Raw genomic sequence first — 12,775 nt, 5'->3', positions numbered from 1 at the left:
TTCCTCACTTAAATATCTTTGTAGATTTTTTCGATATGAGCTATCATTGTCTCTCTAGTTAAATATTTTTTAGCGAAGTTTCTTGCATTTTCACCTAACTTCTCCCGATCTTGCTGGTTTTCAATAACGAACTTTAATGCGTGTTTTAGTTTATTTACATCTCCTACATCTACTAGAATACCTGTCTTCTCGTGATGCACTAATTCAGGTATTCCTCCCGATGTTGTCGAAATAACACAAGCTCCACTATGCATGGCCTCAATAATAGAAATAGGCAGACTATCATTTAGAGTTGGAAGTACAAAAATATCGGTTTTACTTAAAATGTTTGGTACATCATCTCTTTCCCCTAAAAACTCCACCATGGAAAGATTCAAAGAAGCAACTTGCTTTTCTAACGCATCTCTCATCTCGCCATCTCCGACAATAAGCACCTTAATGTTTTCAGTATATTTCCTTTCCATCTGTGAAAGTGCATCAAATAATACTTTATGACCTTTTCTTGGTCCTAATCTCGCCACACATGTAATAACGATTTTTTTCTGTGCCAATGTATTTTTCACATCATACTTCTCAGGATAATCAATACCCGTAAGCACAGTTGTCATTTTCTCTTGCTTTGCCCCCAGTTGCATTAACGGTTGACGAAATGAATCACTGAGAATAATAAGATGATTGGCAAATTCAATAGCTTTACTTTCTAATGTTTTATAATAGGCTTCTTCTAGTGAATCTTTTTCAAATATACCAAATTTCACTCGGTTAAAAGTAAACATCCCATGAGGTGTAAATAGCAAAGGTTTCTTATAAAGTCGATTGATTCTTCCCAATATATTGGCTGTAAACAAATCTTGCGCATGAAAAACATCATATTTTTTTAAGTTGATATTTTTAAGCAACATCATTTCGTAGATATACATACGTCTGCAATTTCTCAAAATCGTGGTATTATAGCTTCCATAACGTGCAGAAAAGAAATTTTTCAATTCTGGAACAACCTTTTTACGCATGTTTCTTACTTCGCTCGTAAGAAATTGATTAGGAGATATAATATCGACTTTATGGCCCAATTTTTTTAAACCTTCTCTAAGTGCTGTAATATAATTAGATAACCCCCCCGTATGAGGATAATCCCAAAACGTAGCAATTAATATAGAAAGTCTTCTTTTCTTTGAAGTCACCTTTGGCTTTGCATTTACATATCGTTCTCTCGTTGCATTTTTCTTTTTAGGTGATGAAGGTGAATGCATTCCAAAATATTTATCCATCGCTTCGATTACATAGGAATACGGAAACATACTCTCATTTCTCATTGCCAGATCCTCCTTATCACTTCGAACGCTTCAGCGTATGGTACGCCAATCGTCATACCCCTAACCCTTCCTAAATGCTGAACGCCTTCATACGAACGAGGATGAGGAAAATCTCTCATTTCTACATCATAATGTTTGAGCGCCGCAATCTTTGAATCCATTTGATCTGTAATATTAACAAAATAATTAGGTTTGAAAACTTTATCATTTGTATAGACATTCCACTCACTAGAGGAAACCGTTTCAAACGTAATTAATTCTATCGGATTTCGTTTAGGTAGAGGTCGCGTTGCGGTCAAAACCGCTTGAAAGGTAATTAGATGATCAATGTTGACATCTCCATAATGGTGGGTGAAAATTTTACTTGGTTTATAGTTCTGTATTAATTGTTCTAATTCTTTCGTTAATTGATGCAACGGAATTAATTCCAATTCTAAATTAGGATGATTGAGGAATATCACTTCTTCAATACCAATTTCTTTATTTGCATCCTTGCCTAGTTGATGTATCCGATCCGCTTCCTCCCTTCTTCCTGAAGCAATAATTATTGAAATAACCCGGTGGCCATTCTCCACTAATCTTTTTAAAGTCCCTCCAGATCCTAATAACTCATCATCGGGGTGAGCACCAATAACTAAAACACACTCTCTCATAACTCTTATCCCTCCCTATACGACCTAATCCTAATGTATGAATGATGCTACAAAAAGAAACTGGCATTAGCGGAAATACCGCTTCATTGTTTGCCATCTTTTCATACCCTTGCCAGTCTATCTCCGCCCTAACTTCTTTACTCCCCCAACAATTTTATGATATAAGGGGTACTACCCCATGCCCATCAAGCTAACCGAGTAAATTACTAGATATGAAACGATCCTTGTTTTAAAACTAGCAATTGATAGAAAAGTAGGCATGCTAAAGAAGCCTATTAAAACGTGATTTTTTCGCTAGGCAGCTTGTCTATGATTCACCGTCGTTTTATACACAATCCCTAGAATATCAAAGACGGTCATCTTCTTATACCGATGACATTTACGACCATTCTTTTTGAGCAGCAGATAAAGACGATGCAGAATTTTTAAAAGTTCTTCTGTGCCAGCGGCTATCGCTTGAAACAGTAAAAGAAAGTAATCTTTAATCATATAAATCGCTTTGTATTCACTCAGTTCCTGCTTTGTCTTTTCAAGCAGAAACTGTCGTATTTGAAACATCGTAGAAGAACAGAGGAGAATGCCGATGAGTTGTCCATATAAATGACACTCTAGGCGTTCTCTTTTAATATTTTTACATTCATCAATTTCAAAAAATGACTTCCACGTTTTAAACAAAATTTCAATCTTCTATTCTTATTTTTCTACTTTACTTATGTAATGGTTTAGACTAATGAATAGCTTTTATTTAGAAAAAGCAAATGTACCCACTGTTAAAATAAAGAGGAGAAAACTTAATAAACCCTAGTGTTCATGTAATCTCTAGGAGTGTAAACCATGAAGTTTTTCAAAAAAATAATCAATTTCCTTAATAAACTAAAGAACAAATGGAAAGAAGATGATTATGAAGGCATATCTGATTATGAGAGGGAACTTATAGAAAAAATTCCAACCCAAAATCCATATGGACTAATAGGGATGGTTATGGGTGGAGTTTCATTTATATTCGGTTACGCATTTGTAATCATGCCCATATTCACAATTATTTTATGTATAGTAACTTTCTTTACTTTTGACAAGGAAAAAGAAGATAATCCTATGACTTTCGTTGTGGGTATTATGTTGTCACTGTTGAGTATATGTATGTATATTCAAGGAGACTCTCACCAAATAGAACTATAAATAACTGATAACAATGAATATATTAATGTACCCCTTCAGAAGTACCGAAGGGGCTTTTCAGTTTATATGTGTCAATCTATTGAAAATGTTATCAAAAATGTAAGCAAAAAGTTATAAAATCCGACTAATGGCTATTCCTAAAATAAGAAACCACTTATACAATTTAAATCCCTTTTACTTTACGTAAAATTCGCTCAACTACTTGGGATATACCAAATGAATTTTGTAAATAATAAGATTGTTAAACAAGAAATTGAGGAGGACTTGTATACTAAATCATAACAAAGCTAAAGAAAATTCGGATTCTATTTTGAAACCTGATTTTGTTGGAACTGATGCAAACAAAGTAAAACAAGAAATTCAAAAAGATGTAAGTGAAGGACAAGGGGCAATGACTTCCCGAGAGGCAGGGGCAATGCGAGATTAAGAAAACACCTTGAGTGGTTCTGTTATTCTTCTGCTTCAAAATTTCAATTTGTAATTAAGTTTAAGACAAAAAGGAATTGAGTGGTTCAGACTCAATTCCTTTAGTGAATCCTTTTGTAAACGAATACATTTGTAAGAGAATCCGGCTTTGTGTAGGGTTACTTTGCTTGCAACATGAAATATAGAACCTTATATGCCATTTTTCTTATTTTGGGGGTATTTACCTTTATTAGCTTGATGACGATGGGGGTACTGCCCGCAAAAAGAGAGAGAAAATAATCTTGTATTAGGATTTACATGTATATTTATTCATTTTTATAATGAATTTTAGAAGGGAATAATTAAGAAGCTAAATGAAAGTTTCAATATAAAAACGTTATACACAAGATAATCTGTTTTTTATCGATGTTCCGCCCATCTATTATAAACAGAAGAACGTATATTTTTCACATAGTTCAGAAAATCTTGTGATAGTCCAAATTTCTTAAACCCTTTTAACAACTTCGTAGGAACCTCACTATTTGAAGTAAAAGCTCTTTTATGGTCAATGACTTTTAACTGACCTTCTTCATTTATTAACACATGCCTTACTTCCGTGTCCCACCTGGTAAATCCAATCTTTTTTAATTCATCCAACATTATTAATATCCTTTCAGTTAGTTCTTCTGTAATTTGTTTTTCTTTTTTCAAGTGACGTGCAAGTGAAATTCCTTGTATATACTCCATGATAATATAATTTTCTCCATATCCATAAAGTCTTGGAATAATAGGTGATGATTGCCCAATTACTAGAGCTCTCAACTCTTTTTTTTGAGTTTCTTCCAGGAAAAATATTTTTACGCATTTATCATGGCTTAATTGGTATACTTCTCCATCTTTTCCGTCTCCAATGAGCTTATATTCCACTAAATCTCTTCTACTTATTTTTCTTTTATTAAAGTATTTGTTCATTTTATATCTCCTTAATAAGTATTTCTTGATTTTGCAGTAGTCTCATCTCACATTCTATGATTCATCACTTACATATGTAACCTAGACCAGTATGTATTTTTATTTGAATAATTATTTTTGTAATGTTTTTTGTATCAAGATTTTTAAAAACAATTTCATATCAAGATGTTACTTTCTCTTTAAAGATAATATTTTGCTTTTGATTTCAGACCACTAGGATCTCTTTTATATTTTTAAAATTTTATCTGAACCCATTCGCTAATCTCATGTTTCGAAAAACTATGATTAGGTATAAGGTGTGATCTCAATTGATATTAATTTATACATTTTAATATAATGAATTAAAGGTTTTTAATAAAATGCTCATTCATTGGAAACGTACATATAATAATCATAGTCACCTCAGTATTAGTTGTTGAGTACCTTTTAAAGTACTCTTTATTTTTCAAAGGTACTCAACATTTTCATAAAGTTAGGGCGTATGATATTTGCTTCATAATTATTTTTTCTTCTTACTCTTCATATGAAAGTACATATTTTAACATGAGCTGAATACATGTGTTCTTTCTATTTATTACTAAATAACAATTTTATTGATTTCCTTGAACTTTTAAACGCGACAAACATATAATATTCCATCACGTTTATAGACTTCCTTTTTCAAGAGTACATATTAAATATGTACTCTTGTTCTTTTGTTATTGGGACAAAGCTATTCCATGCTTTTATTAGCTAAAAAATCCTTCTTTGAATGATTAACTGTAAAATTTTCCATTCGCATAACCCTAAAATTTGAAATCGTACTATAATAACAAAAGAGGCATTCTATGTTTTGAAGTACATTTACAAGGAGGTATATTACATGACAGTAATCACTAAACTTAAACAAATTATTGCTGGATTAAAGAGTGCTCAAGCATGCCTAGAAGGATTTGTTCTTGATACTGATAACAAGCAAGCAAAACAATTATATATAGGTGCAGCACAACAAACTCAAGAAATTATTGAACCTTTAAATCCTCGACTTCAGCAAATTGAACAGGAAGAGCCTCAGTATAAGTAAAAACATAATACCTTTCACATAAAATATCGTTCATATGGAAGCGTGCTGAGATTAGATAACAATTATCAAAATGATGATTGCAATTAATAGGTCTCACCACATCACCTCTTTAGATATTTGTCCTTTCTTCTCTAACTTAGACAAACCTGATTGGAATCCTTTAAGTATCCCGAATATGGACGATATATATGGTATGCATCCTCTTTATTTAAATACAGAGCAGTTGAAACAGGGGTTCTCCAACTATTATGGATACTTGTAGTGAAAAAGTCATATAGACAAATTCAACTGTACGGATTCTATGCTAAAGAAAATATGTAAATTTTTAGTTCATCACCAAAAGACAGGATAACATTTGGATAGATGTACACTCCATTCTGAGTGGACACTTAGAGTGTACTAAAATTGATTCATTTGCAAAATATCAATCCCATGTTACGGTGATGAACCAAATTTTTGCTTCTCATCCATCCCATCTTATTAGGTTCTTTATAAACAAAAAAAGAGTGCTGTGAAGAAATGCACTCATGCAAAGGACTTTACCAATCCTTACGCTTATCACAATCACAGTCACGATCATGATTACGTCTACGACGACATTCATCACAATCACAGTCGTGGTCACGTCTACAACGACGGTCATCACAATCTCTATGTCTGCGTCTGCAGAACATTAAATCATCCCAAAATCTATCACAATCTCGGAAACGTCTGAAATTACAATTACATTCCATAAATATAATTACCTCCTCTTAACTCTAGGATTCATCATATTCTATGCTAAAAAACAAAAACGGCTTGTTTACTAGTCTACTTTCTGCATTTTAAAGTAATAATATTATTATCTAATCTTTAAGTTTCAAATCTATTTCACCCCTTATCTTTCCCTAACAACAAACAAGACGCCATCCAAATCATGGCAGCGCCTACGATAATTGCTATACACTTAATCAAACTCATTTATCCTCACATTATTTATTTCTTTGCTTCCATACCCCATTCTCTTTACGATAAGTATTCTTTCCATTCATGAAGTCAGCTGTATTACCAGGAATGCTATATTTTTTGTTGTTTTTCTTAGCCTTCTTCTTCAGCCTCTTTTCTTCTTGAACAGCTTGCAAATCCGCATTCCACTATTTCAACAAATCCTTTTCACGTCGCATCGAATTTGTACCCCTTGGATTAAAATGTGAACCAAATCACTAGATTCTACCTATTTATATAGATATCCTTTAATCCAAATGTCCATTTTGTTCAAATTTAAAAGAGCACCCATACCGTGGGTGCTCTTAATGTGATAAGGAGTTTCCTATGGGTATTGAATGAGACATGAAAAACTTGTCCCACAATTCAATATATGCATGTCCTTATCAAAAGGTGAAATATAAAGAGTACCCGCCATTAGGTACCCTTCAAAAAATAAGTATGGCGCTCCAAGTTTCATCTCATATGATAACTCGTCCCACGAATCCATTATATGCCTGTCTGATTAGAATTTTCACTGGTTTAATGTGTAATTTCTATATAACAAAGAAAAAGCCATCACCGAAAGGTGACAGCTCCTCAAAGGGGAAGAGAGATAAAAAATGGCAATAAATATCTCTTCAAGCCTCTGGTATTCTAGATACTCTCGGGCTTCTCCAAGCCGCCGTATCAACTAGTATGACTACACGCTCTGTGTTCGGTGACTGGGAGAAGACTAAGAATCTTCTCGTTTACACTCCGTAGAGCTTGCTCAATACTTCGGCTACTTAATGTCATTTTCACCTTTGCTGGCCTATGTCGAAATCTAAAGGATCTATATAATATCCAAGACGTATATGTTTCTTCCGACGCCTTGTTTGGACTAACGTATTTTCAAGGGAGCGGAGAGGGGGCTCCGCTCCGTTAGCTCAAACAAAGGGCGGAAGCTCTCTGCTCGCTACATCAATAAAGATCGTGAGTAATTACTGATGTACTTGGTAAAACATTATTGTTCTTAAAATTTAATGTAAGTATCATTCAATCATAAGCAACCACCCCCATTCCATTTTCAAGAACCGACATACAAGAGAGTAATAGACTTATATTTATTATCAACCCAGAGGACGCATTCCGAGCTGATCGATAAATACAAATAATTTCGGGAAGCTCTTATCCCCTCTAGCCTCCACGTCACCGAGTAACTTTATTATAATGGGAACGCTATTCCCAAAACGTATTCTCTTTTCAAAGAACTGTTTATAGGAATAGCTTACCGTTGATTTCATTTGCAAAAACTCCCCAAAAAATACGCTATTTCTCTGCATTTTCTCTACCATTTTTAAATGATTCCTAATGTAGTAGCAATCAATTTAATGGCACTCTTCTTCTTCTCGTAAAAGTATGAGTTTTTCATCATCAGTTCATTTTGTACGAACGAATCTTTAACTGGTTTATTAACTAAGAACTTCATAGTAATGATGTTTCTTTCATCTTCATCTAAGATATTGTTTAATGTCTTTTCTATTTGCTGCACCTTCATCCTACTCGTCACTCTTGAATCACGTAACTCAGGAAACAAACTGATCCCTTCCTGTTCCACTTCATTATTGAATCGCATCTTTAATGCACGGTATTCCTTTAAGATGCTGACTACTTCCTTTTGTACTTTCTTGTCATCGATTGCTGGTAATAATGTTAATTGTCTCTCCATGAAGGAATCCCCTTATTTCAAATTTTGGTTTTTACATTCACATCAGGTACGTGAAATTTTAATACCTCTTTGTTGAATAAGGGAACCATGCATAGCGAGTAGCCCCCACCATCCACTCTGCATGGTTCCGTTATCCATTAGGCCTTTAATAATTTGTGTTTCTTGTTGGCCAACTTCGCTTTTGCTGCTTCGATGTTATTCGTTACCCTTTTATGGTCCTGATCGAATTGAATCATTCTATCAAACATAACTGGAGATACTGCTTCATCAATGTATTGTAAGTAATCAACTGGCGCTCGTTCTGTCTGATCTACTAAGTATCCATAAATATCAAAGTCTGCTCTCGGTATCGACTTCTTACCTTTTGGTTGCTGCGACATCCTTACATAAGATTGAATGACTGATAGTGATACCGCGAATATTGACTGGTCCTTGCTAAACCCAATAAGGAAGAAACAAATTGCTCCCATCTTCTCTGCTTTCTCAAAGTAGTCTAACTGGTGCTGTGCAATGTTCTTTAAATCAAAGCGTGTAGCACTCTCTGTAGACTTCGCTTCAAATGCAACAGCTCTTCCCTTATACACGCCGTCATAGTCTACTGTACTTTTAGCTTCATAGAATCTATTTAGCACACGGCCACCTTTACTCTTTAACACCTTCACAGGAGTTGGACGCTTGTTTATAAGTGCCACTCCCCCTCTTTGATACATTTCATTAGCTAGATTGATAAGCATTTCAAATGCCATTCCACGGTTACCTTGTCCCATTTTGATTCCTCGCTTTCTATTCAAAGGATTATTTTGTTGTGTTTTCTAACAAAATTCATTTCAAAATTTTCAGATTCAAATGAACCCCTAGACGCATACACCATATACTAATTTAAATACTTTTTAGAAAAGCAGGTGAAACCTATGCCATCTGTTGTTGGAAGTCTGGTTGTACAAAATAGTAACGGTTCTTTCAACTTAGGTGATTTTTATAACGTTTCTCCAAAGGAAAATACAAAAGCTTATAATGGTTCAGGTTCATCAATTGTTGCTTTTGTTGCCAATACATTTAGCGGTGTTAGTGCAACAAACACATTCGATTCTGATGTTGCAGACCAAAATCAAGTTGGAACAGTCTAAAATTAATCATTTCCCTCTATCCCCTGAATAAAACTCAATATTCCGTCAATAATGTAGACAACCCATTCTCCAATTCCTCTGGAGGCGAGCAGTTAGCTTTTGCTAGCTGTTCTTTTGTTTTCACCATTTAAGTAGGGGTTGAATATATTAAATTCTACCTCTCTTTATAACGTGAGCTGGCCACTTACGCTATTTTTACAAAGGGCACTAATTGATAGTGCTTTTTTTACTTTTAAGTCTAGCTACCAAATAGCGTTTTTGTTTAAAATAATAGATCTAAACCAATCGGACACATTTACCAGTTTATTTAACACAACATTCATGTTAAAATCCCTTGCGAGTATGACATAACTCAACCTTATGAAGTCCTGTAACATTTCCTCAGGGCTTCTTTTTTCAACAAGCCGTTAGTTAATTGTGCTGACTACCTTGATGTACAAAATAAGGATCTTGTTCTATTTTTTTATTTAAAACATATATATCAAAATGGTGGTAAGTAATTATCTTGATCATTGAATAATTCTTATTCTGGCACCTATACGAGGTGCTCTTTTTTGATTCTTACAAAATAACTATTTTGTTAAATTTATAAAATACAATCACTTGCCCACTTCACTTTACACTCCCCCTATATTTATTATTGATATTAAAATCTTTTCAGAGGTGAAAATATAATGGATGAATTTCTGTTTTCCGCTGCTCTAAACCCAGATTCAATCGATTCAACAGGGCCGACTGGTCCTACTGGACCGTCTGGAATTGGAATTACTGGTCCTACCGGCGACGCTGGACCTACTGGACCTTCCGGAATTGGAATTACTGGCCCTATCGGCGACACCGGTCCTACTGGACCTTCCGGAATTGGAATTATTGGTCCTACCGGCGACACTGGACCTACTGGACCTTCCGGAATTGGAATTACTGGTCCTACCGGCGACACTGGACCTACTGGACCTTCCGGAATTGGAATTACTGGTCCTATCGGCGACACTGGACCTACTGGACCTTCCGGAATTGGAATTACTGGCCCTACCGGCGACACCGGACCTACTGGACCTTCCGGAATTGGAATTACTGGTCCTACCGGCAATACCGGTCCTACTGGTGTTACTGGATTGATTGGACCGACTGGCCGCAGAGGAGTTATCGGTGCTACTGGGCCGACTGGACCGACTGGACCGGGAGCTATAGAATCTGCATTCAGGGCAAATATAGGAACTGATGAACAATTTACTGTTGCTTTTACCTCTCAAACTGTAAATTTCACAACTGAACTCTTTGATTTTAATAATGAATATGATGGTATAAATACTTTTACAGCCAAACAAGAAGGTGTATACCAAATTAATGCAAATTTGACATTTGAACCTGTATTCGTTCAGCCTTTTGTGGGAATATTAGATTTATTTGTCAATGACACTTCCGTTTATCGAGATATAAAAGACGATGTTACTAGTTTCAGCGTATCCACTATCTATGGATTACATCCAGGTGATACCGTAAGAGTAGTATTTCTTGCTACTATAAAAGGTAGAATTTTAGCTTTACCGACTCCATCAATGCTTAGTTTTTCTGCAGCAAGATTCCCACTTACAAGTCCTATCCCTTAAGTTCTTACCATTTTCTATACCCATAATGATAAATGAAGGGGAATTTCTAATAACATAATTTATATAAACAAAAATTCCCTTTCTATATTTTAGAAAGCCTCTTCAAAATTTTTAAATACATTTAGCAATAAAATAACGCTTTTATATGAAAGTCGTACACATTTTTGACACATCAACCATCACAATTACTTGAAAACTCGTGATAATATTAATTCGTCGAATACGCCAAATTTCGACACCGTACAACAATAATATCTCTCCTATAAAATCCCTGTCCCCGCAGGGATTTTCTCTTTTATTCATTACTTTTTGTTGCACTGAATTCCCATCCTGAATAAAATTCAAAATTGGTCTTACTTTACTCCTGTCGATCCAAACCCGTTATTGCCTCTTTCACTATCCGATAACCACGCGTAACTTTGTATCACACGTCATAGCACTATGCCTCCTAATCCAAATGCATTATCTCTTCTAAGGTTCTATCCGAAATATAAGTGGTAATAATTTGTATCTTTCCGAATTTCTTTTTAGCCATTCCTATAGCTTCGCCCTCGGACCCCGCCTCAATCCAACGAAGCTTCCACTTCTCATCTTTGTCATAAAACTCTATTGAGTACGTCATAACGCTATTACGCTGCAAGAACCTCTCTGACGTACTTTTTGCTGCATAGTCAAAACTTCCCACAACATCCTCAAGTGTTAGTTGTTTCATGCCCCTAACCCCATTGGGCGAGATTTTATCTTGCTCTTATCCGCCCGGTCCATGATTAATGCTACGATTTCTAATTGATGTCTTCCCATCTCTACTGCAATTTCAATGAAACTTTTATCTTCTTCCCACATTTCTTGGAATCGAATCACTTCACTCTCATCGAATAACAAGTCCAAATCTTCTAACGCTACATACATGTTACGACGCGATTTCTTCATGTACTTCCTTTGCTGTGCTGCGATTGTGTAATTCTCCTTTTCCAAATCCTTCCCAAGTCTCGGCATCCCATTCCTCCTCCAGTTGTAATTGATGAATTTCTCTTAGTTCGGCCATAACGGCATGACGTCTTCTATCCGATTCTTCAGGTGTAATATTCCCTGCCTCGCAAATACATGGCCCAAATTGATATATTTCCGTTCCCATATCGTTTCTGATTACTCCTGTTCCGTTACATGCACACATCTTAATTCCCCCTTAGAATGGTAGCACCTTTCTTCTGTAATCCTTTGTATCTTTGAAAACAAGCGCTTTAAAGTTATTGAAAATACGCGATACAATTCGTTCATCATATGCGCCTTCTAAACGCTCTCCTGTAAGGTTTGTCGTGAAGATAGATATTGGTTTATTGATGCATTAAACGCCTACTATGGAGGCGGAGAAGAAGCCACCGTATCAGATAAAATAATTAATATTATGGCAATGTCCGGAGTTTCTGGTGGTGTAATCAAGTAAATTAGAAATATAGATTTGAACCATATTTCTCAATGAACAATATAACTTAACATGGTAAAATAATATTTGGATGGGAGTCCAATACATATTATTAAAATTAAGATGGTTCAAGTCGGAGGAAGGCACCTTAGGGGGGCTGGTGCAAAAATAAAATAAAAGAGAATAAAGCGCATGTATTCCTAACGGAATCGTATCTTATGCTACCAGTCCAAACAATTGATGGATGAATTTTTTCTGGTTTTGAACAGACTGGTCCCGTAAATCAATCTGTTCTTTTTTAATCATATGCATAGCTTCTACTCCAGAAAGAATGGATGTAGCTGTGTCAAAACATT

At 35.2% G+C, this 12,775-nt stretch carries 15 protein-coding genes and 3 pseudogenes; 4 read left to right on the top strand and 14 right to left on the bottom strand.

Annotated features, from left to right (window positions below):
• Positions 1-8: 8 nt before the first annotated feature.
• From MR065_RS06875 to MR065_RS06865, 3 genes and pseudogenes are all read right to left on the bottom strand, one after another.
• A complete protein-coding gene (locus MR065_RS06875; RefSeq protein WP_242213049.1) occupies positions 9-1,313 on the bottom strand; it encodes a glycosyltransferase family 4 protein in 1,305 nt (434 codons plus the stop codon).
• A complete protein-coding gene (locus MR065_RS06870; RefSeq protein ID WP_002158179.1) occupies positions 1,310-1,966 on the bottom strand; it encodes a PIG-L deacetylase family protein in 657 nt (218 codons plus the stop codon). The genes MR065_RS06875 and MR065_RS06870 overlap by 4 nt, the downstream gene beginning before the upstream one ends.
• A 294-nt stretch (positions 1,967-2,260) precedes the next feature.
• A pseudogene (locus tag MR065_RS06865) lies at positions 2,261-2,653 on the bottom strand (IS4 family transposase); the annotation flags it as partial.
• 147 nt (positions 2,654-2,800) lie between these two features.
• Here MR065_RS06865 and MR065_RS06860 point away from each other — a divergent pair.
• Entirely contained in the window at positions 2,801-3,145 is a 345-nt protein-coding gene (locus tag MR065_RS06860; RefSeq protein ID WP_242213048.1) for a DNA translocase FtsK 4TM domain-containing protein, read from the top strand.
• An 825-nt stretch (positions 3,146-3,970) separates the two neighbouring features.
• On the opposite strand, the gene MR065_RS06855 is transcribed toward MR065_RS06860, so the two are convergent.
• Entirely contained in the window at positions 3,971-4,522 is a 552-nt protein-coding gene (locus MR065_RS06855; RefSeq protein WP_070142658.1) for a serine/threonine-protein kinase, read from the bottom strand.
• Positions 4,523-5,384: 862 nt separating this feature from the next.
• On the opposite strand from MR065_RS06855, the gene MR065_RS06850 reads away from it, so the two are divergent.
• Positions 5,385-5,585 carry a DUF1657 domain-containing protein gene (locus MR065_RS06850; RefSeq protein WP_242213047.1) on the top strand — a complete coding sequence of 67 codons (201 nt, stop codon included), beginning with the start codon at positions 5,385-5,387 and terminating at the stop codon, positions 5,583-5,585.
• 539 nt (positions 5,586-6,124) lie between these two features.
• Here MR065_RS06850 and MR065_RS06845 read toward each other — a convergent pair.
• The 5 genes from MR065_RS06845 to MR065_RS06825 form a co-directional block, all read right to left on the bottom strand.
• A complete protein-coding gene (locus MR065_RS06845) occupies positions 6,125-6,319 on the bottom strand; it encodes a hypothetical protein (RefSeq protein ID WP_097906390.1) in 195 nt (64 codons plus the stop codon).
• 237 nt (positions 6,320-6,556) lie between these two features.
• Positions 6,557-6,706, bottom strand: coding sequence for a hypothetical protein (locus MR065_RS06840; protein WP_242213046.1), 150 nt, complete (start codon positions 6,704-6,706; stop codon positions 6,557-6,559).
• A gap of 954 nt (positions 6,707-7,660) precedes the next feature.
• Positions 7,661-7,834 carry a hypothetical protein gene (locus MR065_RS06835; protein ID WP_170956710.1) on the bottom strand — a complete coding sequence of 58 codons (174 nt, stop codon included), beginning with the start codon at positions 7,832-7,834 and terminating at the stop codon, positions 7,661-7,663.
• 53 nt (positions 7,835-7,887) lie between these two features.
• Positions 7,888-8,259, bottom strand: coding sequence for an ArpU family phage packaging/lysis transcriptional regulator (locus MR065_RS06830; RefSeq protein ID WP_097906387.1), 372 nt, complete (start codon positions 8,257-8,259; stop codon positions 7,888-7,890).
• Between the two features lie 137 nt (positions 8,260-8,396).
• On the bottom strand, positions 8,397-9,026 hold the full coding sequence (locus MR065_RS06825) for a Holliday junction resolvase RecU (protein WP_242213045.1): 630 nt from the start codon (positions 9,024-9,026) through the stop codon (positions 8,397-8,399).
• Between the two features lie 144 nt (positions 9,027-9,170).
• Here MR065_RS06825 and MR065_RS06820 point away from each other — a divergent pair, with 144 nt between their 5' ends.
• Both MR065_RS06820 and MR065_RS27705 read left to right on the top strand, forming a co-directional pair.
• Entirely contained in the window at positions 9,171-9,386 is a 216-nt protein-coding gene (locus MR065_RS06820; RefSeq protein WP_242213044.1) for a spore germination protein, read from the top strand.
• Between the two features lie 674 nt (positions 9,387-10,060).
• A complete protein-coding gene (locus tag MR065_RS27705; protein WP_396022362.1) occupies positions 10,061-10,996 on the top strand; it encodes a collagen-like domain-containing protein in 936 nt (311 codons plus the stop codon).
• 448 nt (positions 10,997-11,444) lie between these two features.
• Here the strand turns inward: MR065_RS27705 and MR065_RS06810 are convergent, their stop codons facing one another.
• The 5 genes and pseudogenes from MR065_RS06810 to MR065_RS06790 form a co-directional block, all read right to left on the bottom strand.
• On the bottom strand, positions 11,445-11,708 hold the full coding sequence (locus MR065_RS06810; protein ID WP_242213043.1) for a hypothetical protein: 264 nt from the start codon (positions 11,706-11,708) through the stop codon (positions 11,445-11,447).
• Complete coding sequence (locus tag MR065_RS06805) at positions 11,705-11,992, bottom strand: helix-turn-helix domain-containing protein (RefSeq protein ID WP_242213042.1); 288 nt, start codon at positions 11,990-11,992, stop codon at positions 11,705-11,707. The genes MR065_RS06810 and MR065_RS06805 overlap by 4 nt, the downstream gene beginning before the upstream one ends.
• Positions 11,907-12,170, bottom strand: a complete 264-nt coding sequence (locus MR065_RS06800) for a hypothetical protein (protein ID WP_242213041.1) — start codon at positions 12,168-12,170, stop codon at positions 11,907-11,909. Before MR065_RS06800 ends, MR065_RS06805 begins: the two co-directional genes overlap by 86 nt.
• Before the next feature lie 12 nt (positions 12,171-12,182).
• Positions 12,183-12,323: pseudogene (locus MR065_RS06795) on the bottom strand (ATP-binding protein); the annotation flags it as partial.
• Positions 12,324-12,635: 312 nt separating this feature from the next.
• Positions 12,636-12,775, bottom strand: a pseudogene (locus MR065_RS06790) (IS6 family transposase); the annotation flags it as partial.

The sequence above is a fragment of the Bacillus cereus group sp. BfR-BA-01383 genome, from assembly GCF_022663495.1.
GTDB lineage: Bacteria > Bacillota > Bacilli > Bacillales > Bacillaceae_G > Bacillus_A > Bacillus_A cereus_AU.
Note: the sequence above shows the minus strand (reverse complement) of the source record. Positions and strands in the feature narration are given on the sequence as shown.